General features: G+C 59.9%; 23 protein-coding genes. 6 read left to right on the top strand and 17 right to left on the bottom strand.

What is annotated here, in order from left to right:
- Positions 1–187: 187 nt before the first annotated feature.
- From JNM42_RS13380 to nifV, 7 genes are all read right to left on the bottom strand, one after another.
- Entirely contained in the window at positions 188–1,381 is a 1,194-nt protein-coding gene (locus JNM42_RS13380) for a transposase (RefSeq protein WP_294270816.1), read from the bottom strand.
- A gap of 179 nt (positions 1,382–1,560) precedes the next feature.
- The gene (gene nifM / locus JNM42_RS13375; RefSeq protein WP_294270813.1) at positions 1,561–2,412 is read right to left on the bottom strand and encodes a nitrogen fixation protein NifM; all 852 of its coding nucleotides are present in this window, start codon (positions 2,410–2,412) and stop codon (positions 1,561–1,563) included.
- Positions 2,393–2,875, bottom strand: a complete 483-nt coding sequence (locus tag JNM42_RS13370) for a nitrogen fixation protein NifZ (protein ID WP_294270810.1) — start codon at positions 2,873–2,875, stop codon at positions 2,393–2,395. The genes nifM and JNM42_RS13370 overlap by 20 nt, the downstream gene beginning before the upstream one ends.
- Complete coding sequence (locus JNM42_RS13365) at positions 2,872–3,213, bottom strand: nitrogenase-stabilizing/protective protein NifW (protein WP_294270807.1); 342 nt, start codon at positions 3,211–3,213, stop codon at positions 2,872–2,874. The genes JNM42_RS13370 and JNM42_RS13365 overlap by 4 nt, the downstream gene beginning before the upstream one ends.
- Positions 3,214–3,223: 10 nt before the next feature.
- Positions 3,224–3,775, bottom strand: coding sequence for a hypothetical protein (locus tag JNM42_RS13360; protein WP_294270804.1), 552 nt, complete (start codon positions 3,773–3,775; stop codon positions 3,224–3,226).
- An 8-nt stretch (positions 3,776–3,783) separates the two neighbouring features.
- Entirely contained in the window at positions 3,784–4,614 is an 831-nt protein-coding gene (cysE, locus tag JNM42_RS13355; protein ID WP_294270802.1) for a serine O-acetyltransferase, read from the bottom strand.
- Complete coding sequence (gene nifV, locus JNM42_RS13350) at positions 4,604–5,746, bottom strand: homocitrate synthase (RefSeq protein ID WP_294270799.1); 1,143 nt, start codon at positions 5,744–5,746, stop codon at positions 4,604–4,606. The genes cysE and nifV overlap by 11 nt, the downstream gene beginning before the upstream one ends.
- Positions 5,747–6,095: 349 nt before the next feature.
- Between nifV and JNM42_RS13345 the strand changes: the two genes are divergently transcribed.
- The gene (locus JNM42_RS13345) at positions 6,096–6,773 is read left to right on the top strand and encodes a thiopurine S-methyltransferase (protein ID WP_294270793.1); all 678 of its coding nucleotides are present in this window, start codon (positions 6,096–6,098) and stop codon (positions 6,771–6,773) included.
- Here JNM42_RS13345 and JNM42_RS13340 read toward each other — a convergent pair.
- From JNM42_RS13340 to nifH, 9 genes are all read right to left on the bottom strand, one after another.
- Positions 6,765–7,733: a hypothetical protein gene (locus JNM42_RS13340; RefSeq protein WP_294270785.1), complete on the bottom strand. Its 969-nt coding sequence runs from the start codon at positions 7,731–7,733 to the stop codon at positions 6,765–6,767. The two genes, JNM42_RS13345 and JNM42_RS13340, sit on opposite strands and share 9 nt — an antisense overlap.
- A gap of 13 nt (positions 7,734–7,746) precedes the next feature.
- The gene (locus JNM42_RS13335; RefSeq protein ID WP_294270777.1) at positions 7,747–8,505 is read right to left on the bottom strand and encodes a 4Fe4S-binding leucine-rich repeat protein; all 759 of its coding nucleotides are present in this window, start codon (positions 8,503–8,505) and stop codon (positions 7,747–7,749) included.
- On the bottom strand, positions 8,495–8,758 hold the full coding sequence (locus tag JNM42_RS13330; protein ID WP_294270772.1) for a DUF6129 family protein: 264 nt from the start codon (positions 8,756–8,758) through the stop codon (positions 8,495–8,497). The genes JNM42_RS13335 and JNM42_RS13330 overlap by 11 nt, the downstream gene beginning before the upstream one ends.
- The gene (locus JNM42_RS13325) at positions 8,755–9,486 is read right to left on the bottom strand and encodes a dinitrogenase iron-molybdenum cofactor N-terminal domain-containing protein (RefSeq protein ID WP_294270768.1); all 732 of its coding nucleotides are present in this window, start codon (positions 9,484–9,486) and stop codon (positions 8,755–8,757) included. The genes JNM42_RS13330 and JNM42_RS13325 overlap by 4 nt, the downstream gene beginning before the upstream one ends.
- A 183-nt stretch (positions 9,487–9,669) precedes the next feature.
- Positions 9,670–9,861: a 4Fe-4S binding protein gene (locus tag JNM42_RS13320; protein WP_294270764.1), complete on the bottom strand. Its 192-nt coding sequence runs from the start codon at positions 9,859–9,861 to the stop codon at positions 9,670–9,672.
- A gap of 21 nt (positions 9,862–9,882) precedes the next feature.
- Positions 9,883–10,110, bottom strand: a complete 228-nt coding sequence (nifT, locus tag JNM42_RS13315; protein WP_294270761.1) for a putative nitrogen fixation protein NifT — start codon at positions 10,108–10,110, stop codon at positions 9,883–9,885.
- 109 nt (positions 10,111–10,219) lie between these two features.
- Positions 10,220–11,788 carry a nitrogenase molybdenum-iron protein subunit beta gene (gene nifK / locus JNM42_RS13310; RefSeq protein ID WP_294270758.1) on the bottom strand — a complete coding sequence of 523 codons (1,569 nt, stop codon included), beginning with the start codon at positions 11,786–11,788 and terminating at the stop codon, positions 10,220–10,222.
- 159 nt (positions 11,789–11,947) lie between these two features.
- The gene (gene nifD, locus JNM42_RS13305) at positions 11,948–13,420 is read right to left on the bottom strand and encodes a nitrogenase molybdenum-iron protein alpha chain (RefSeq protein WP_294270755.1); all 1,473 of its coding nucleotides are present in this window, start codon (positions 13,418–13,420) and stop codon (positions 11,948–11,950) included.
- 104 nt (positions 13,421–13,524) lie between these two features.
- Positions 13,525–14,415, bottom strand: a complete 891-nt coding sequence (gene nifH, locus JNM42_RS13300) for a nitrogenase iron protein (RefSeq protein ID WP_294270752.1) — start codon at positions 14,413–14,415, stop codon at positions 13,525–13,527.
- Positions 14,416–14,531: 116 nt separating this feature from the next.
- On the opposite strand from nifH, the gene JNM42_RS13295 reads away from it, so the two are divergent.
- From JNM42_RS13295 to JNM42_RS13275, 5 genes are all read left to right on the top strand, one after another.
- Positions 14,532–15,428: an NAD(+)--dinitrogen-reductase ADP-D-ribosyltransferase gene (locus JNM42_RS13295; RefSeq protein ID WP_294270747.1), complete on the top strand. Its 897-nt coding sequence runs from the start codon at positions 14,532–14,534 to the stop codon at positions 15,426–15,428.
- Positions 15,429–15,553: 125 nt separating this feature from the next.
- On the top strand, positions 15,554–16,390 hold the full coding sequence (locus tag JNM42_RS13290) for an SIR2 family protein (RefSeq protein ID WP_294270744.1): 837 nt from the start codon (positions 15,554–15,556) through the stop codon (positions 16,388–16,390).
- 45 nt (positions 16,391–16,435) lie between these two features.
- Positions 16,436–18,136, top strand: a complete 1,701-nt coding sequence (locus JNM42_RS13285) for an ATP-binding protein (protein WP_294270741.1) — start codon at positions 16,436–16,438, stop codon at positions 18,134–18,136.
- 168 nt (positions 18,137–18,304) lie between these two features.
- Positions 18,305–18,550 carry an Arc family DNA-binding protein gene (locus JNM42_RS13280; RefSeq protein WP_294270738.1) on the top strand — a complete coding sequence of 82 codons (246 nt, stop codon included), beginning with the start codon at positions 18,305–18,307 and terminating at the stop codon, positions 18,548–18,550.
- Entirely contained in the window at positions 18,547–18,942 is a 396-nt protein-coding gene (locus JNM42_RS13275; RefSeq protein ID WP_294270734.1) for a type II toxin-antitoxin system VapC family toxin, read from the top strand. The genes JNM42_RS13280 and JNM42_RS13275 overlap by 4 nt, the downstream gene beginning before the upstream one ends.
- 38 nt (positions 18,943–18,980) lie before the next feature.
- Here JNM42_RS13275 and JNM42_RS13270 read toward each other — a convergent pair.
- Positions 18,981–19,213, bottom strand: a 233-nt coding sequence (locus JNM42_RS13270) for an ADP-ribosylglycohydrolase family protein (RefSeq protein WP_294270732.1), incomplete at its 5' end; no start/stop codon positions are given.

The following is a 19,213-nucleotide window of genomic DNA, read 5'->3' as shown; positions in this document are numbered from 1 at the left end:
GAGCCTCTTGCAAAAGTCAGGATTGCAAATTGTTTCGCCGCCCCATTCGTCCGCTGGGGACGATTTTTCGGCTTCAGTGATCACTTTCTGGCCACGCGGCTAGCTATATGTCATATTTGTCATGATTCAGCGCGAAGCTTCTCCTGCCTTGTTGAATGCACTGTTGTCGAAGAGAGATGAGGGTTCGTCAATGTCGCAATCGCATCAACTGGTCAGCGGACAGGGCCAGGATGCCAAACATCAGGTGGGCCATCACTTTGGTATCGCCCTTGACCATAATAGTCTTGCCGCCGAATTCATCCTTGAGCCGCGCATTGCTGCGCTCGGCAGCGGTACGCTCGTTATCCCACAGGGATTTCCTTTGGTCATAGCGGATGGCTTCGGCCGGCGCGAATTCGATCTTCTCGCCACGGCGCGGATTGTGGTCGATCAGGGGCACGTGGCCGAGACTCCGGCTGTGGTCACGCAACTCGCTGCTGCAATAGGCGGCATCCATCAGATCGTAGATGTTGGTCACGCGCTCGGCGCTGATCAGCGACAGGGGAATGGCCGCCAGGCTGTCGTGCATCGAGGCGCTGGAAAGCAGCGCCGCAATCGGAACGCCACAATCCGCCGTGTCGAGATGCAGCTTGTAGCCGCTCCAACTGTTCTTGTAGCCTTGGGCATTGCACTTGGTGCCGCGATCACAGGCCGTGGGGAGGTCTTTGAGCATTTGCGCCAAGTGCTGCTGGCGTTGGCGATGAAGGGGCGATTCCTTGGCTGGAGGACGGCGCTCATCCTTCCGGGGGCGGCCCCGCTTCTTCGCCGGCGCCGGAGTTTCTGTCACGCTCACCGCGACGGCGGGCTCTTCGGCGGGGGTCGGGGCGGGCTGCGCCGCCGTGGCGGGTCTCCCGGGCCGCGCCGGATGCTCGCGCGCTTCGATGGCGGTGCCGTCGCGGCTAATGTGCCCGATCAGTTCGCTGCCCAGATGTTCCTTGATCAGCGCCTCATGCACCCGCTCCGCCAACCGTCCTGCGGCAAACTCGTCGAAGGCCCGCGAGAAGGTGGCTTCGGACGGGAGCTTCTTGCACAGAGGGAAACCGCAGATGCGCCGCAGGGCGCGGTCGATCATCAGGCGTTCGATCAGTCCCCGCGTCGTGGCCAGCCCAAGCACGGACTTGGCCACAAAAGCGTTGGCCAGCCAAGAACGTTCGTGCGGCGGTCGCCCCTCTCCACACCACGACGAATGAACGAATTCTTCGATGCGCACCCACTCCAGATGGTAGATCACCTTCTCCAGTTTCGGCGTCAGTGTGCCAACGTCGCTGCGCAATTCGGGCAACAGCTCGTGCTGTATCACGTTCCAGCGTTGCATGATCAGGTCGCGTCGGTTAGTATCCATTTGGCGGGCTTTATGACGTTGGCGTCGAAACCTCATCATGCCAGAAATGGCCGCCCGCACCTCCCAATTTCGCCTCACGCCGCGAAATAAAACAGATCCGCAGATAAGGTTTTGGAAGAGGCTCACTCAGCCTGGCGCGCCGGCATCTGCTCCCGGAAAGAAATCCGGGCGAGCGAGATCTACGCAGAATTTCGGGCGAGTTCAACTTCCGGAACAGTGTTCACGCAGCAACGCACGATCCAGTCGCGCTGTGCCTTGCGCCGGCGCTTGTCATACAGATGATCGATGATTTTTTCCTGCACCTCGGCAAAGGGCAGCATCCCGCTCGGGAAAATCTCGTCGCAGCGCAGGATGTGCAAGCCGATGGGGGATTCCAGAACCTTGCTGGTTTGCCCTGCGCCAAGCGCAAAGGCGGCCGCATCCAGTTGCGGGTAGAGTTGATTGCGCTTGACGACCCCGAGCTGGCCGCCTTCCAGGGCGGTCGGGCATTGCGAAAGGCGCTGCGCCGCCGCGCCGAATTGATCGGCATTTTTCAGCGTCAGGCGCAGCACTTCGAGTTGAGTCCTGGCCTTGTCCTTCTGCTGCCCGTTGTCGTAGGTGATCAGGATGTGGCGCAGCCGCCGGGACGGCGGTCGCACGAAGCTCTCCGGGTGCAGGCGGTAATAGATCTCGGCATCGACGGCGCTGACTGGCGACGCTTCTGCGGCCACTTTTTCGAGCACGGCTTCGACGCGCAGATCGCGCTCAACGGCCTCTTCCAGTTCCGTTTCGCCGAGGCCAATGCGTTCCAGATCCTGAATGAATTCGTCCGCACTCGGGTATCGCTTGCGGATTTCATCGAGCCGGTTGGCCAGTGTGGCTGCCGGCACGACGACGTTGGCCGCGTCACCGCTGGCCAGAATGTGCTGCTCGATGTTGTTCTGCCGGGAGGCGACCTTGAACAGACGCGAGCGTTCCGGTTCGGAGAGCGTTTCTGGTGCTTTCGCGAAAAGTTCCCAGGAGAGTTTCAATTCAAGATAACCGTATTGCATCGTCATGTTCCTCGGCAAGCACCGGTTCCAGTGCATCTTCGGGGATTTGCAGCAGGCGGCCGAGCAGGCATTCGAAGTGGATGTGATAGACGACGCCGCCCGGTGCATCGCGGATGACCTTGATCACCTCGCCGACGGCGCCGCGTTTGACCAGCACCTCGCCTCCGACCGAGAGCCCCTTGGCTGATCGCACTTTTTCACGGAACTCGAAACGCGAAGGCGTCCACGGCTCGTCGGCATCGATCAGCTCTTCTTCGCGGCAGCCGACGATCCTGCCTTCGTCGAGAAAATTGACCGAGTAGATGATCTGGTCCTGCAGAAAAGTGCCGACATCGACCACGTAGCCGATGCTGCCTCGGCGCACCAGCGGTGCGCCGGTATCGAGTCCGGGGTAGGTGCCATCGTTGCGCACGTTACGCGTCAGGCGCACTGGCTCGCCGAAATCCCAGCGTGCGTCGATCATTGCTGAAACACCTTGTCCAGTGACACAAACGAGCTTGAGCCCCCACCCGGTTGGTCGACGTGCTGGAAGACGGCGAAGACTTTTTCGGTCTGCGCATCCGAGCTGACGAAATCCTGATAGGCGAGTTCCAGCCACTGACGATAAATGGCGCGCTGGGCACTTTCTTCCGGCGGCAGAACGGGCGCCTGCTTGGCCAGGTAGTCGTGAAAGCGTTGCAGGATGTGCAGGCGATTCACCTGCACCACGCTGGCGTCATAGGGTACGGCAAAGTAATCAAGAAAGTCCTCGGCGGAAACCAGTTCGTCGAGGGCTTCGGCGAGGGTCAGCGTATCGTCCATGGGGGCCTCCTCAGGCTAGGGCAAGCTTTGGGTCGGGAAGGGATGCGGCGGCGTCGAGCGGGTCTTGGGCAACTTGAAATTCGTCGACGACTTCGAGTAGTTTGGCGGCGCCGAGCTGGTCACGGGCATCGAGTGCCGCCAGCTTGATCAGGCGCTCGCGCGAGGCCGAAATGTGGCCGAGCCGGAGCAGGACAATGCTCGCGGCCTTGAGTGCCAGCAGGTAAAAACGCAACAGCCCGAAGGAGACGGCGGCCGCAGAAGCCAGCCAGTTTTCGTTGAGCAGGCTCCAGTTCGCAGGCAGGCCGAGGTGGCGACCGGAAATCAGCATGGCACGTTCGGCGACCTGCAAGGCGTCCTCCAGTCGGTGCTGGTAGAAATAGTAACGGTAGAGGCCGACCAGCACGGTGAGGTTGTCGGGGGCCAGCAGATGCGCGCGGAGCAGCGCCAGCTCGGCACCGGCTTCGCCATATTCGCTAGCCGCCAGAGCGATCAGGCGCTCGGCCTCGGCAGGCAGCGCCTCCTCGAAATAGAGTTTGCAATCGGAGAAATCAAGCAGGTCCATGGCGTATTTCAGTTCTGCATTTCAGTTTCAAATTTTGGTGCCAAAATTCTGCTGGTCTCCGGATGCATCGACTCGTGCTCGCAGCACAGGTCTCCGGCACTACAGGTACGACATTGCCCGCTGTGCGCGGCGGGCTGCGGCTCGTGGCGCAGCTCGGCCAGTTCCTGTTCCAGCATTTCGATGCGTTCGATCAGACAGGCAATGGATTTGGCCACCGGGTCGGGGAGCAGGTTGTGGTCGAGGTTGATGCCATTGGCCTCGTGCGCGCCGCCGTTACGGGTATCGACGACGCGGCCCGGCACGCCGACCACGGTGCGCTCGGCCGGTACGTCCTTGACGACCACCGAATTGGCGCCGATGCGCACGCGCTCGCCAATGCTGATCGGGCCGAGAATCTTGGCCCCGGCGCCAACGACCACCCCGTCGGCCAGCGTCGGGTGGCGCCGGCCCTTGTTCCAGGAGGTGCCGCCGAGCGTGACGCCGTGGTAAAGCGTGACATCGTCGCCGACCTTGGCCGTTTCGCCGATCACCACGCCGGCGCCATGGTCGATGAAGAATCGGCGACCGATGGTAGCGCCAGGATGGATGTCGACATTGGTCAGCATGCGGCTGAGAAAGGACAGCAGGCGCGCGGCGAAGAGCCAGCCGGATTGCCAGAGCCGGTGCGCCAGCCGGTGGGCGAACAGGGCATGCACGCCGGGGTAGGTGGTCAGCACTTCCAGCGTCGAGCGCGCCGCCGGGTCGCGCTGGAAGACGCAGGCCAGATCTTCCCTGAGAATCGTCCAGAAGCCGGGTGCGACGCTAAGGCTGGCCGTCATGGTGAGCGCTTCAGACGACATGCAGAGGTCTCCTGATCGAAGCCAGCAGCAGGAGCAGATCCGGCGTTTCCGGCGCCTGCTTGCGTTCGGCGACAAAGTGGCGCAGGTGCGGCAGCAGCTTGTGTGCTTCGTTTTCATCGACCGCGATGCCGAGGCTGGCAAAGACCACCTGCACCGCCCGCGAGCCGGAATGCTTGCCGAGAACGATGCGATGTGACTGGCCGACTTCCTGCGGGTCGAAACCCTGATAGTTTTCCGGATGTTTGAGCAGACCATCGACGTGGATGCCGGCTTCGTGCGTGAAGGCGCCAGCACCGACGACGCTTTTCTGCCAGGGAACGGCGCGACCCGAAGCGCTGGCGACGACGCTCGACAGGGCGAGAAATCCCTTGAGATCGACGCCAGTTTCGATGCCGTGCAGCTTGTTGAGGCCGAGTACCACTTCTTCCAGCGGCGCGTTGCCGGCACGTTCACCGAGGCCGTTTACCGTGGTGTTGACATGCGTCGCGCCGGCCTTGCAGGCGGCCAGCGTGTTGGCCGTCGCCAGGCCCATGTCGTCATGCGCGTGCATCTCGATTTCCAGCCCGCTATTGCGGCGCAAGGTACTGATGCACTCGAAGGTGGCGAACGGTTCGAGTACGCCGAGCGTGTCGGCAAAGCGCAGGCGGCGGGCACCGGCGCGTTCGGCGGTTTCGGCCAGCGCACAGAGGAAGTTGATGTCGGCGCGCGAGGCATCCTCGCAACCGAGGCCGACTTCAAGCCCGAGGCTGAGCGCGGCGCCAATGTATTTCGGCAGTTCGCGCAGCAGCCAGGCGCGGTCCTGTTTGAGCTTGTAGGCGAGATGCTGGTCGGAGGCCGGTATCGAAATGTCGACCAGGTGCGCGCCCAGGTTGGCACACGCGGCGATGTCGTCCGCGTGCATGCGGCTCCACACCATCAGGCGCGGCGCCAGCTTCAGCGCGGCGACGGCGCGCACCGAATCGCGCTCCACTTCGCCCATCGCCGGGATGCCGACTTCCAGTTCCGGCACACCGATGGCGGCGAGCTGGCGGGCGATCTCCAGCTTTTCGTCCAGCGAGAACGCCACGCCAGCCGACTGTTCGCCGTCGCGCAGAGTGGTGTCGTTGATGGTAACAAAGGGCGGGCTGGTCATGGCAATCTCCTGTACTCTTCAGCAGCAAGGATGGTGCCAATGCATAAGCCATTGAAAAATAAGGTTTTAAATGTTTGGCTTGAGCTTCAACCAGAGGAATGTCGTGAATGCGACAAGCCGCAAACGTCCGTCACCAAGCCTGTATCAGTGATACGCTCGCCCAATTAGCGCCGAAGCTCAGCCGACCAACCAAGAGCTCATTCAATGGATCATTTCGTAGCCGGAGGTCAGGATTCTCGTCATTCCGGCTTGCGCCGGAATGACGATCTGAATTTTAGGAAGCCTTGTGTCTTTCGATACGGGCATTTCCCATTTTTAATAACGCAACACCAGACAGGAAAGAGCCATCATGACCGGGCGCGATAACGAACTCTGGCAACAGTCCTGGCGCGACCGGGAAACGGCCTTCCACCAGAAAACGGTCAATCCGCATCTGGTCAGGTTCTGGTCCAGCCTCGGCCTGGCAGCGAGCGACCGGGTTTTTGTTCCGCTCTGCGGCAAAAGCCTGGATCTGCTCTGGCTCGCGCAGCAAGGGCATACGGTCATCGGTGTCGAACTCAGCCCGCTCGCCGCCCGCGCCTTCTTCCGCGAAAACCGGATACAGGCCAGCCGCCGCCGGGTCGGAGAATTTACGCTGTGGGAGCATGGCCGCATCAGTATTTTCTGTGGCGATTTCTTCCAGCTCAGCGCCGCCGATCTTGGCGAGATCGCTGCCGTTTTCGATCGCGCATCGCTCACTGCGTTGCCGGACGAAATTCGTGGCGATTACCTTGAGCATCTCCGCAAGATCCTGCCTGCCGCCTGCAAAATCCTGCTGCTCACCACCGAAGAACCCGATGCCGGGGAAACTGACGGGCAGTCTTTTGCCGTAGCCGATGAAATCACCCGCCTGTACGCCGGCGCCTTCGACATCAAGCTGAGTCACGTCGAAAGCCTCTTTGAGCCCGACCCCGATCCGGCGATCAGGCAACCCGTTCGCGTCGAAGAGAAGGTTTATCTGCTGTTGCCGAAAAACGATCTAGACTGAATACGGCCAATGCAGCCAGCCGCATACGACATCGACATCGCGTTGCGGCAGGTAGCCGAAGCCGGCTAGCGAGTCTTCGACGACGCTTTCGGCGACCCAGTGCGGTATCGCCTTGGAGGTCAGCATATGAAAATACCAGGCCATCGGGTAGCCGGTCTGGCGGTCGAAATGGGTCAGCGCTTCACTCAGCTCGAGGCCGCTGGTATCGGGCGACGTGTCGAATTCCGGCGCATCACCGGCGAGTGTGGCGATGGGCTGGGCGCGGAAGACCGGCTGGTGGTAACGGTCGAGATGTTCGCGGGTAGCAATGACCCAGTGGTTGTAATAGGCGCTGGTACCGCCGGCGCTGCTTTTCGACCAGTCGTCAAGCATGCGGTGAATGGGCGCCGGTTCCGGTTTTTGTGCCAGCATGCGACGCAGGAAGGCGCCGATGTGGTGGATACGGCGGAAGGTATAGAAGGGCAGTCCCACCGCTGCCGGGTGCTCGGCGCCACCGCGCGGGTCGACCAGTTCTTCAAGGGTGCCGGGCTCGTTGGCAAAGAGTTGATGGACGCGCACCTCCTGAAGATCTTCAATTTCCAGTTGCAGGAAACCATCGGTGCTTTCGTCGGCAGACGCCACCAGATAATGCGACTGGCCAACCAGCCGCGTGGCAAACAGTTGCCGTTCGGCAAAGTCGTCGCTGAACTGGCCGAAATCGCCGTCGCGTTGATCAAGCTCATTCTCGACCCAGCTTTCGAGACTGTCTGAAACGCGCTGTCCCTGACTGTCGAGAATGCCGCCCAGGCGATACCAGCCGCCACGGCTCAGGGCATGGCGAAATTTCCATTCGGGCAGGGCCAGGCGCAAGGCCTTGACCAGCGCTCCGGGCCCGCTGCTGACCGTTACCTTGGCGCAGGTTTCAACTATGGCGGGTGAAAGCGATTTGCAGTATTCCGACCAGGCCAGGATTTCTTTCATGATTTTTCCGGATTCAGGTTCTTGGGGATTCAGCCAGGCGAGCCAGTGCGGCTTCGCGAACATCGACTTCGGGGTCTTTGCTCAGCGGCGGCAGGAATTTCCTCGGCACGTTGCCAACGGCGGCGAGGCGAACCCACCATTCCTCGTCGTGCAGCAGCCTGATGGCGACTTCGGGCAGGGCGCGTTCGGCAACGATGGCGCGAACTTCAGGCTCCGGGTCACTGGCCAGCAGGTGCAGTGCGAAGGGCGGCAGACGTGCTGCGACCACTTTGCGCACTTCACGCTCCGGGTCTTTGGCCAGCTTGGCCAGTTGTCCGTGCGGCAGACGGCGGGCCACCGTGGCACGGATCAGGTAGTCGGGATCGTGAATGAGCTGGACGAGCAGCGACGCCGGCAAACGGGCGGCAATCGAAAGCCGGACTTCGCGGTCCGGGTCCTTGATCATCGAAGGCAACTGGTCGACGGGCAGGCGTGCCGCGACGACGCGGCGGACAACTTCATCGCTGTCGGATTTCAGGTGAACGATGCTTTCCACATCGGCATAACGGGCGGCAATGGCGCGGCGCTCCCAGAACAGGTCGTCGAGATACTTGACGGCCAGCATGCGGTTGTTGCGCAGGAAGCGATCGATCTGGCGTCCACTGTGGGCACGGATGCAGGCATCGCCCGGGGTGCACCGGCGGCTGTTCACATAGTCCGGGAAATAGCCGCAACTGGCGCATAGTCCCAGGCGGCCGAATCCGGCATCGGCCGGGGTCTTTTCACTCTTCATCGACCCTGGCGGCAAGCAGAATGCCGCTCGCTGTTTCGTACTCGTCGGTCAGTTCGAGGCAATGGCCCGAAGCCCCCGCGACCAGGTAGAGATGGTGGCTGTCCAGGCTGAACGCCGGCTGGTAACGCGGCGAGACGTCATCGTCGCTGCACTCGGTAAAGTGCAGTTGTGGAAAACGCTCGCGCAACAAGGCAATGTGGGCATTTAGCTGAACCAACTCGCTTACCTGAACGAGTTGCCGGGGAGTAATCATGCTTCTTCCCCGGCTTCGAGTTCCTCTTCAAAACGCGCCAGCGAGACAGCCGGGACGCCCATGATCTGGGCCAGCCAAGGCGGCGGGCTGGCCAGGCGCGCCTGCAGTTCGAGCAGCACTTCGCGGGCCGGGCCGCCCTTCGCCTTCTTGATCGGGTGCACTCCGGCGCGCACTACCTTGGCGGCGGCCGGGCCGCCGATCGACTGCACGTAAACGATTTGACAGTCGTTGATCAGCAGCGAGCGGGCCGCGTTCCTGTCTTCTGCGCCATCGGCTTCGACGGTCGAGCGCACGTCGATCAAACGCAACGCGGACTGGCTGACCTGATAGATCAGGAAGCGCTCGCAGGAACCGAAGTGGCCGTCGAGATTTTCGCCGCGATTGGCGGCGATGGCGACGCGGATCGAGACAGGCAGGTCGCCTTCGCTATAACTTTCAATCTTCGGGAAATCGCTGTTCTCGACCCCCTGGCCCCAGAGCAGGCGCACGGCATCCTTGAGCGCCGCGTCTTCGACGCCGACATGGCAGCCCTGATCGGCAAAGTCACCGGCGATGATGACGCGAATATCTTCAACGGTCAGTGTGCCGAGCTTGCTTTCTGTCAGTGGCGAGTCCAGCTTGTCAATGAGTGCGCCGACCAGGGCGCGGGTATCGAGGCCATTCAGGGCACGGGCGGCCAGCGCGATGCGCAGCGCAGCTTCACGCGAGGCGATAGGGGTGGCAGACATGATGGGCTCCAGGCCAGTAGTCAGTCGGCGTTAAGATGACATAAGCAAATGTGCCGTCATTCCGGGCGTGACCCGGAATCCGCGCGTAGGACATGTGCCGCGAAGCAAATCCCATGCGTCACAGCCCGTAGCGCAGCACTGGTTTTCCGCATGCGCGGCAATGACGACGCACACCGGCATTGCTCAGGCCGGGCTGATGCAGCTCGACGGGCAGACATCGACGCACAGCGGGGTGTCGTTGTGCCCTTCGCATTCCGTACAGGTGCCGACGTCGATCTTGAAGAAAATCTTGCCGGTGCTGATCGACTTTGTCGGGCAGACCGGTTTGCAATCACCGCAGGCGGTGCACATGTCGGGGTCGATTTTCATTGCCATGAGGTTTCTCCTTGAAATGTTTCAGTCTTCGGCGGCGCCGATGCGTCTGGCACGCAACGAAATGGGCAGGCGCGACGGTCTGGCGATCGGGTCGATGAAATAGATCCCGCCGTTGTCGAGCTTGAGCTCGCCGCCCCATTTTTCCGGGGTATCGAACTCGATCGACGAGATCGACGCTTCCAGATCGCGCTTGGGCAGGTAAAACGTCAGCCCGCCTGAGTCAGCCGTTCGGATCATGATGTTGGCCATCTGTTACTCCTGATAATCGTGGTACGTTGTCCGGCAGCTTCTAAACCCCCCCAGCCCCCTTGTCACTCTTCAGGGAGGCCGGGAGGGGTTTTGACGATGCCCCCGACGATCAGCGCACCAGATCGAAGTTGTAGTCGGTGGTCGCCATCCCCATCGTTTCCTTGTCGAGTTGCTCAAGGACGGCGTTGGTGAGCTGGGTGACGATCGACATCATGCCTTCGTAGCCCAGTGTCGTCTGACGATGCAGATGGTGACGGTCGAAGATCGGGAAGCCGAGGCGGATCAGCGGCACTTCGAACGCTTCACCCTTGTGCAGCGTATCGCGCTGGATGAACTTGCCGTAGGAGTTGCCGATCAGGAAGTCGGGTTTGTCCGTGAAGCACAGACTGCGCATGTGCCACAGGTCGTAACCGGGATAGACCTTGCCATTGACCCCGAACGGGCTCTCGGCCAGCATCTTTTCCACGGCCTTGCCCCAGCGCTTGTTGGCGTTGTTGGACAGGATGTGGGTCGGCTCGGCACCGCATTCGAGAAGGATCTTGACCATGCCCATGACGAAGTCCGGGTCACCGTAGAGGGCAAACTTCTTGCCGTGCAGCCAGGCGTGACTGTCGGCCAGCATGTCCATGCAGCGGCCACGTTCCTTGGCCAGCGATTCCGGAATGGCCTTGCCGGTGACTTCGGAAACCTTCATCAGGAAATCGTCGGTCCATTCGACGCCCATCGGGATGCTCAGCTTGGGCACCTCGTGGTTCCAGGTGCCCTCGACGAACTTCCTGGTCTTTTCCAGTTGCGCCGGTTGCAGGAGCAGGGTGGTGATGGCGTTCGGCGCGTCCTTGATCTCGTCCTGCGTGGTGCCGCCGGAGTACATGCGGAACTCACCGTCGGCGGGGGTATCGAAGACTTCGCTCGGGTCGCTCAGGTAGGTGTAGTCGACATCCATTTCGGCGAGCATGCGTTTGATGACCCGGTAGTTGCCGAGATAGGTTTCAAAGCCCGGGATGATGTTGACCTTGCCGTTGGAACCGATCTTTTTGCCTTCCATGGTGTTCAGCGTGAAGGAACGGATGATGCCTTCAAGCATGTTGTCCCAGCCCGTGACGTGCGAGCCGACGAAGGACGGAGTGTGTGCGAAGGGTACGGGAAAATCCTGCGGGATATGCCCTTCCTTCTTGGTGTTGTTGATGAATGCGTTCAGGTCGTCACCAATGACTTCCGCCATGCAGGTGGTGGACACGGCGATCATCTCCGGCTTGTAAAGCGCCTTGGCATTGGCCAGGCCGTCGTACATGTTCTTCTGGCCGCCAAACACGGCGGCGTCTTCCGACATCGAGTCGGAAACGCACGAGCACGGCTCCTTGAAGTGACGGTTGAAGTAGGTGCGGAAGTAAGCCACGCAGCCTTGCGAACCATGCACGTAAGGCAGGGTCTTGTGGAAGCCGGAAGCGCAGAGCACGGCGCCGAGCGGCTGGCAGGCCTTGGCCGGGTCCACCGTCAGGGCGGTACGTTTGAAGTTGAGATCCTGGTACTCCTGCGTGGTGGTCCACATGAAGATTTCATGAACCTTCTCGGGGCTGTGGCCTTCTTCAAACAACTCGCGTTTGTCACCCAGCGACTTTTTATAGTCTTCGTCGCCAAACAGCGGGTAACAGGGTTTGATCTTTTCAACGGTTTGCATCTTGGACTCCTTTGTTAGCGCCACTCATCTGTGGACGCAAGCGAAGTTTGTAAATCAGTGAGGAGTAAGGCGTCTGGAGTGAAGAGGAAAGCGGTGTGAGGTACGCAAGACCGGCGAGCGGTTTTACTCTTCACTCTTTTCTCCTCACTCTTGACTGCCTTAAGCAGCTTTTGCAATTTCTTCGACAACTTCCTTCTTCCAGGGCGGAACCATGTTGCCCCAGACCGGATTGGACAGAGCGATATCCATGTCGCGGGCGAAGATGGCGAAGCCGTCATAGCCGTGATACGGGCCGGAGTAGTCCCAGGAGTGCATCTGGCGCAGCGGGATTCCCATCTTCTGGAAGATGTACTTTTCCTTGATGCCGGAACCGACCATGTCAGGTTTGATCTTCTTGACGAACTCTTCCAGCTCAAAACCGCTGGCATCGTCGTAGATCAGGGTGGTATTGCCCATTTCCTTGATCGTCCGGTCGTAGTCGTCGTTATGGGCGAATTCGTAACCGGTTCCCACCACTTCCATGCCGAGGTCTTCGTAGGCGCCGATGATGTGACGCGGACGCAGGCCACCGACGTAGAGCATGACTTTCTTGCCCTGCAGACGCGGCTTGTACTTGGCGATGATGGCGTCCATCATCGGCTGGTAGCGGGCGATCACCAGTTCGGCCTTTTCCTTGACCGAATCGTCGAAGAACCCGGCGATCCTGCGCAGCGATTCGATAATCTTGGTCGGGCCGAAGAAGTTGTATTCCATGTACGGAATTCCGTACTTCTCTTCCATGTGGCGGGTGATGTAGTTCATCGAGCGGTAGCAGTGCAGCAGGTTGAGCTTCACTTTCGGCGTGTTCATCATTTCCGCCAGGGTGCCGTCGCCGGACCACTGGGCAACGACACGCAGGCCCATTTCTTCGAGCAGGATGCGCGACGCCCAGGCGTCGCCGCCAACGTTGTAGTCGCCGATGATGGCTACGTCATATGGGGTCGAGGTGTCCGGAGTGCCGTCACGCTTGTCGAGCACCCAGTCACGGATGGTGTCGTTGGCAATGTGGTGACCGAGCGACTGGGAAACCCCGCGGAAGCCTTCGCAGCGTACCGGAATGATCGGTTTGCCGATGGTTACCGCCCCCTTCTTGGCGATCGCTTCGATGTCGTCGCCGATGAGGCCGATCGGGCATTCGGACTGAACGGAAATGCCTTTGTGCAGCGGGAAGAGCATTTCCACTTCTTCGATCAGTTTGGTCAACTTCTTGTCGCCGCCGAAAACGATGTCCTTCTCCTGGAAGTCGGAGGTGAAGTTCATCGTACCGAAGGTATCGACTCCGGTAGTGCCGACATAGTAGTTACGACGGCCGGCACGGGAGAACTGTCCGCAGCCGATGGGGCCGTGCGAGATGTGGATCATGTCCTTGATCGGGCCCCAGACCACGCCCTTGGAACCGGCATAGGCACAACCGCGGACGGTCATCACGCCAGGAAGTGACTTGCGGTTCGAGGTGATGCATTTCTTCGATTGTTCAATGGATTGATCGTTGACCATGAGATGCTTGGCACGATCCTTTTTGGCTTTTTCCGGATAAACCTCAAGCACCTCGGCAATCAGGGCTTCGGTTTCTTCGCGAGTCATTGTCGTCATTTTTTCCTCCTGACGCCGCCATCAATCTGTGGCCGGCGTACTGGTTGAAAGTGGTGGGCTTGCTGCGAGCAAACCCACCGTGTGTAGCACTACGCTTGCATGCTTCAGGCGGCTTCGGCGGCCAGTTGAGCGGCGGTCTTGCCGATGATGCTCGTGTCTTCAACATCCATGATGCCGAATTCCATCAGCAGTTCTTCCAGCTCCTCCATCTCGATCGGGGTCGGGATGACGAAGTTGGTGTTGTTGGCGATCTTGCTGGCCAACTGGCGGTATTCATCTGACTGCTTGTGTGTCGGGTCGTACTCAACCATCGTCATGCGGCGGATTTCAGCGTGCTGTACGGCGTTGTCACGCGGAACGAAGTGGATCATCGTGGTGCCCAGGCGGGAAGCCAGAGCCATCACCAGTTCGTCTTCGCGGTCGGTGTTGCGGCTGTTGCAGATCAGGCCGGCCAGACGCACACCGCCGGAGTTCGCATACTTCACGATACCCTTGCAGATATTGTTGGCGGCATACATGGCCATCATTTCGCCGGAGCAGACGATGTAGATTTCCTGCGCCTTGTTTTCGCGGATCGGCATCGCGAAGCCGCCGCACACCACGTCGCCAAGCACGTCGTAGAAGACGAAATCGAGGTCTTCTGTGTACGCGCCTTCTTCTTCCAGGAAGTTGATGGCGGTGATGACGCCGCGACCGGCACAGCCAACACCGGGTTCCGGGCCACCCGATTCAACGCACATGATGCCGCCGAAACCGACGGAGAGCACGTCTTCGAGTTCGAGGTCTTCGACCGAGCCGGCTTCTGCCGCCAGGTGCATGACGGTAGTCTGAGCCTTGCTATGCAGGATCAGGCGGGTCGAGTCGGCCTTCGGGTCACAGCCGACGATCAGTACTTTTTTGCCGGATTCGGCAAGCGCCGCCACCAGATTCTGGGTGGTGGTGGATTTGCCGATGCCGCCTTTGCCGTAAATGGCACATTGACGCAGTTTAGCCATGGTGTAATCTCCTTATTCTGTCAGTCGATTTGCGAGGGAATCAATGAGAGTCGCACCTTACCTTCTGCACGTTGCGTGCCAGCTTGGCTAAAACATCGCAAGTCATTGAATGAAATATGAAAACTGACAATGTGCTGGCGCCTGACCGGGTGCCAACGTGCGACAAAACCCGCGCGCTTTGTAGGGGTGATGACAAAGCATCGCTACCGCGCGATGCGCGTCTGACGATCAATCGCTGCAATCTGCCGGCGGTGGTGCTCGGCAGTCTGACCTACCAGAAATACCCGACGCCGCTGCTGCTCGATGGCGTTGCGGAGTTTCATGGCGACCTGTTCCGGCGCCTTGCCGCTGCGTCATCCGGGGCTCGCGCCGAGGTATTTCGCGATTACCTGACGGTTAACTTCCGGCTGGATTGGCCGGAAGAGGCAGGGCTGAACACCAGCGTCGGTGCGTTGCGCAAGGGCCGCGCCAAGGCCAGTTTCGTACGCGTTCTGCGCGGCTGGAGTTTTGATTCCGACAGCCGCGATGCCGCCGTGCTCAAAGGCTGGGTGGAATCGCGCTTTGGCCTGACTCCGCGTTACCACGGCCAGCCGCTGCGCGATCCTTCCGGCGAGCCCTATCGCCGCTACCTCGAAATGCGTTCGCATGGTTTGTATGGCACCAATGCGCTGGAGGCTCAGTTCGACCTGGTCTACGCCTTCTGTCAGTTGCAACTCGGATTGCGCCATCCGGGGGCGCGACATGTCACGCTGTACCGCGGCGTCAACCGCATGGCCGACCATGAAATCCTGGCCAGGAGCGAAGGCGGTCGCCACGTCATCCTGCTCAACAACCTGAGTTCCTTCACCTGCAGCCGCGAGCGCGCCTGCGAGTTCGGAGACTATATCCTGGAGGTCAATGTCCCGCTTAGCAAGATTTTCTTTCACTGCGGCTTGCTGCCTGGGGTATTGCAGGGCGAGGACGAGTTTCTGGTGATTGGGGGCGTGGTGGAAGTCACGCTTTCAACTTTGTAACAAACCCGACAACAGGCCGGACAAGAACTCCGGGCGATCGGCGGGAAGACTTGCGGTTGGGTGTTTCTGCTGCGGGCGTGGATTTTGCTGCAAGAGGTTTATACCCTCACTCAAGAGCAATGGACATGACCCCAGAACTGCGCGACAAGCTGCTCAACGGACTCAAGGACGGCAGCATCGTTCCCTATCTTGGCCCCGGCGTGCTGGCCGATGTGCGATGCGTCGCTACCGGCGCGGCGATTCCCGCCGACAGCGATTCCTTGATCATCGCCATGAACGGCGGCAAGCCGATGGCCGCGAAGCTGATGTACGAATTCCCGCGTGCGGCGATGAATATCGAGCTCAAGCGCGGGCGCAACACGGTCACCAAGTTTCTCAATCGCACCTACGGCGATACCGTGTGGACACGCGGCGCGGTGCACGACTGGCTCAAGGAAATCCGCCCGCCCTACGTCATCGACATCAACCGCGATACGCAGTTGCAGGATTCCTACGCCGACCAGCCGCATAACCTGATTGTCGGCATTGCCCGCCTCGGCGGCACCGATTTTCGCTACAAACTGTATTTCTGGGACCGGGTGGCCTACCATAAATCTGAGGTCATCAACCCGGCCCTGCCCATCCTCTTCAAACCGATGGGCACACCAAAGCCGGTGCCGAGTTACATCGCCTCGGATGCCGATTATGTCGATTACATCACCGAACTGATGGGCGGCTTCTCGATCCCCCCTGCAGTCAAGGAGCTGCGCCAGGGCAAGCAATACCTGCTGATGGGTCTGCGCCTCACGCGCGATACCGAACGCATGGTGATGTCCGACATCGTCTACGCCGCTGCGCAGCCGGCCGGCTGGGTACTGATTCAGGAACCGAGCGAGAAGGAACGCCGCTTCTGCAAAAAGCAGGGACTGGACGTGATCGAGGCCGATGTCTTCGACCTGATCGGTACCGAAGCTCTGGCCTGACTGGGTGCACTTCGAGCACGAGGGCAAGCCGATGAAGACCGGTCAATGAAACTGCAAATCGAGCGGCCACACATCGAAGCAATGATTCAGGCTTTTCCTCGTCTGGCCTTCGTTCAGGAGCAACTGCGTTTCGGTAACAAGGTCGAGCTTTCATTCAACCAGTTGAACGATGACGAACTGAATTTCCTGCAAGCCCGGTATGCCCAGGGTGGTCCGGAACTTCGAGCGCGAGGGGCACAGATTACGACGCTGAAAAAGGCGCTCGGCGAAGGAGGCAAACGCTTCGAACCGGAAGATCTGGAAATGGCGGTACCGGCCATCGCCGCCTATCTCGCCGAGAACTCGGCGCGCGGCTGGGTTTTTTCGGCCGGCATTACCGGCAAACCCCTGGCCTACGTTGTGACGAGACTGGACTTCACGCCGCCCTCGGAAGAGGAAACCGGAAAAATATTCGTCGAACTCAAAGCCAATGCCAAGGCCCGGATGGCGACGGCAACCATCCGCATTTCTGCTCCGGACATCACCGGCAGAACGGTTGCCGAAATCTTTGCCGCCAAGGGTTTCGTCAAGGAAACGCCCGAACTGCTGAAGAGTTACGACGAAACGGTCGAACGATATTTTGAATGGCGCTCACACTATGGCAAGCAGTTTTCCGCTTCCGGCGTCGGCTACTTCGCCGAGAATCCGACGGCGACGCACCGCGATACCGACTATACGCGCAAGGATCTGATCGTCCTCTCATCGACCGGAGGAAGCGCCCGCCTGGTCAACGACGAAAGCATTCTCGGCGAGCGCGTGCTGGCGCTCGATGCGACAGGCGACATCATGGCCAAGTTCGTGCGCCGGATTGCACGAAATTCCCGACTTTCCGGCAAGGAAGAGGCCCAGGTCGAGGAGGCTCAGGCCGCCCTGCCGAAAGGCCTGTTCACCGAACTGCCGGTGCATTTCTACATCCTGATGTTCCATCTCGAACTGCACCTCTACCTGTGGGTGCACGTCGATGATATGCAGCCTTATGCCTATCAGCCGGAATTGAAGGAAAAGCTGGTTCTGCCGCCAGAACAGACCGACCTGATCGATATCCTGACCGCCGAGATGGATGTGCTGATGGACGACATCGTGGTTGGCAAGTCGGGCGGTACCACGGTTCTCTGTGCGGGTCCGGCCGGAGTGGGCAAGACCCTGACGGCGGAGGTCTATTCCGAGATCATCAAACGCCCGCTATACCGCGTGCATTCGGGCCAGCTTGGGCTGAACGTTGCCGCGATGGAAGTCGCGCTCAAGGAAGTGCTGACCCGCGCCCAGCGCTGGGGTGCGGTCATGCTGATCGACGAAGCCGACGTCTATATCAAGCGGCGCGATGACAACATTGCGATGAATGCCGTGGTCGGCGTCTTCCTGCGCGTGCTGGAATACTTCAACGGACTGCTTTTCCTGACCACCAACCGGGTCGATGACATTGACGAAGCCATCGTTTCGCGCTGCATCGCGTTGATCAAGTTTCATCCGCCTGGCCGCGAGGATCGCCGGAGAATCTGGGCGGTGATGACGGAACAGTTCGGCCTGATACTTGACCCGGCCCTGCTTGAAGAACTTCCCGATATTTTCCCGGAAGCCACCGGTCGCGACATCAAGGGGCTGGTCAAGCTGGTGACGAAATATTGCAAGCAAAAACAGGTGCAGCCCAGCAGCGAGATCTTCCGCCGTTGCTCGATCTTCCGTGGAATGGACGGGGTTGCGCGGTAACAGTACGCCAATACCGATGAAGAGCCCCGCGATGATTTTCACGCCAGTCAGGTGGAGTGATGGGTTGGCCAGCATTTTGGCGCTTGCCGAGAATCTCATATTGCCGAACTGGAATTGACGAGTTTGCAATGAAAAACCATAATGGTTCCATTGCGGTTGGAGATTGACATGCCTACTACCCTGACGTTAAAAAACATTCCGGACTTCATCTATGAGCGCTTAAAGCTTTCTGCGCAAGCGCACCGCCGCAGCATGAACAGCGAAGCAATCGTTTGCCTTGAGGCGGTGCTGTTACCGGCCAGGGTCACGCCGGCCGATAGGCTGGCGCGTGCCCGGGAACTTCGTGCGACCTTGCCTGAGGGGAAATTTCAGGAACGTGACATTGATGAACTGAAACGCGAGGGACGACCATGATCGTGGTGGATTCGAACGTTTTGGCGTACCTGTACCTGCCGGGTAAGCGCACCGCCGATGCCGAGGCACTGCTTGATCAAGACCCGGAGTGGGCGGCTCCGGTTCTATGGCGTAGTCAGTTTCGTAACATTCTGGCGGGCTATATGAGACGGAAAATTCTAACTTTCGAGCAAGCGTGCAGACTGCAAAACGAAGCAGAAGACCTGCTTGCAGGATCGGAGTTTGAAGTCGACTCGCGAGCCGTCCTCGAACTGGAACGTGATAGCGATTGCTCGGCGTACGACTGTGAATTCCTTGCTTTGGCAATCAGGCTCGACACAAAACTGGTGACGGCTGACAAGAAAATGTTGCGAGCTTTCCCGACCCGAACGATGGCGCTTGCTGCGGGCTGATGTCAAGGCTGCCAATGAGGTGGATAGTGTGACGAGTCTCAATGTCCGCCCAGCGCGATCAGCTCCCGTGCCTGATCTTCACACTGCCTGCTGGTCGTGGCGTCGAGTGCTTTCAGCCAGCGTTTGGGAATCGCCTGCAGCCCGTAGCGCGCGCCGGCAAGCATGCCGGCAATGGCCCCGGTGGTGTCGGCATCGCCGCCGCGATTGACGACGTCGATCAGGCACTCCTCGAAACTGGCGGTGGCAAAGAATGACTGGAAAACCGCCTGCA

Origin of the sequence: Propionivibrio sp. (assembly GCF_016790145.1) — a bacterium.
Taxonomy (GTDB): domain Bacteria; phylum Pseudomonadota; class Gammaproteobacteria; order Burkholderiales; family Rhodocyclaceae; genus Propionivibrio.
This window is presented reverse-complemented; position numbering and strand designations above follow the sequence as displayed.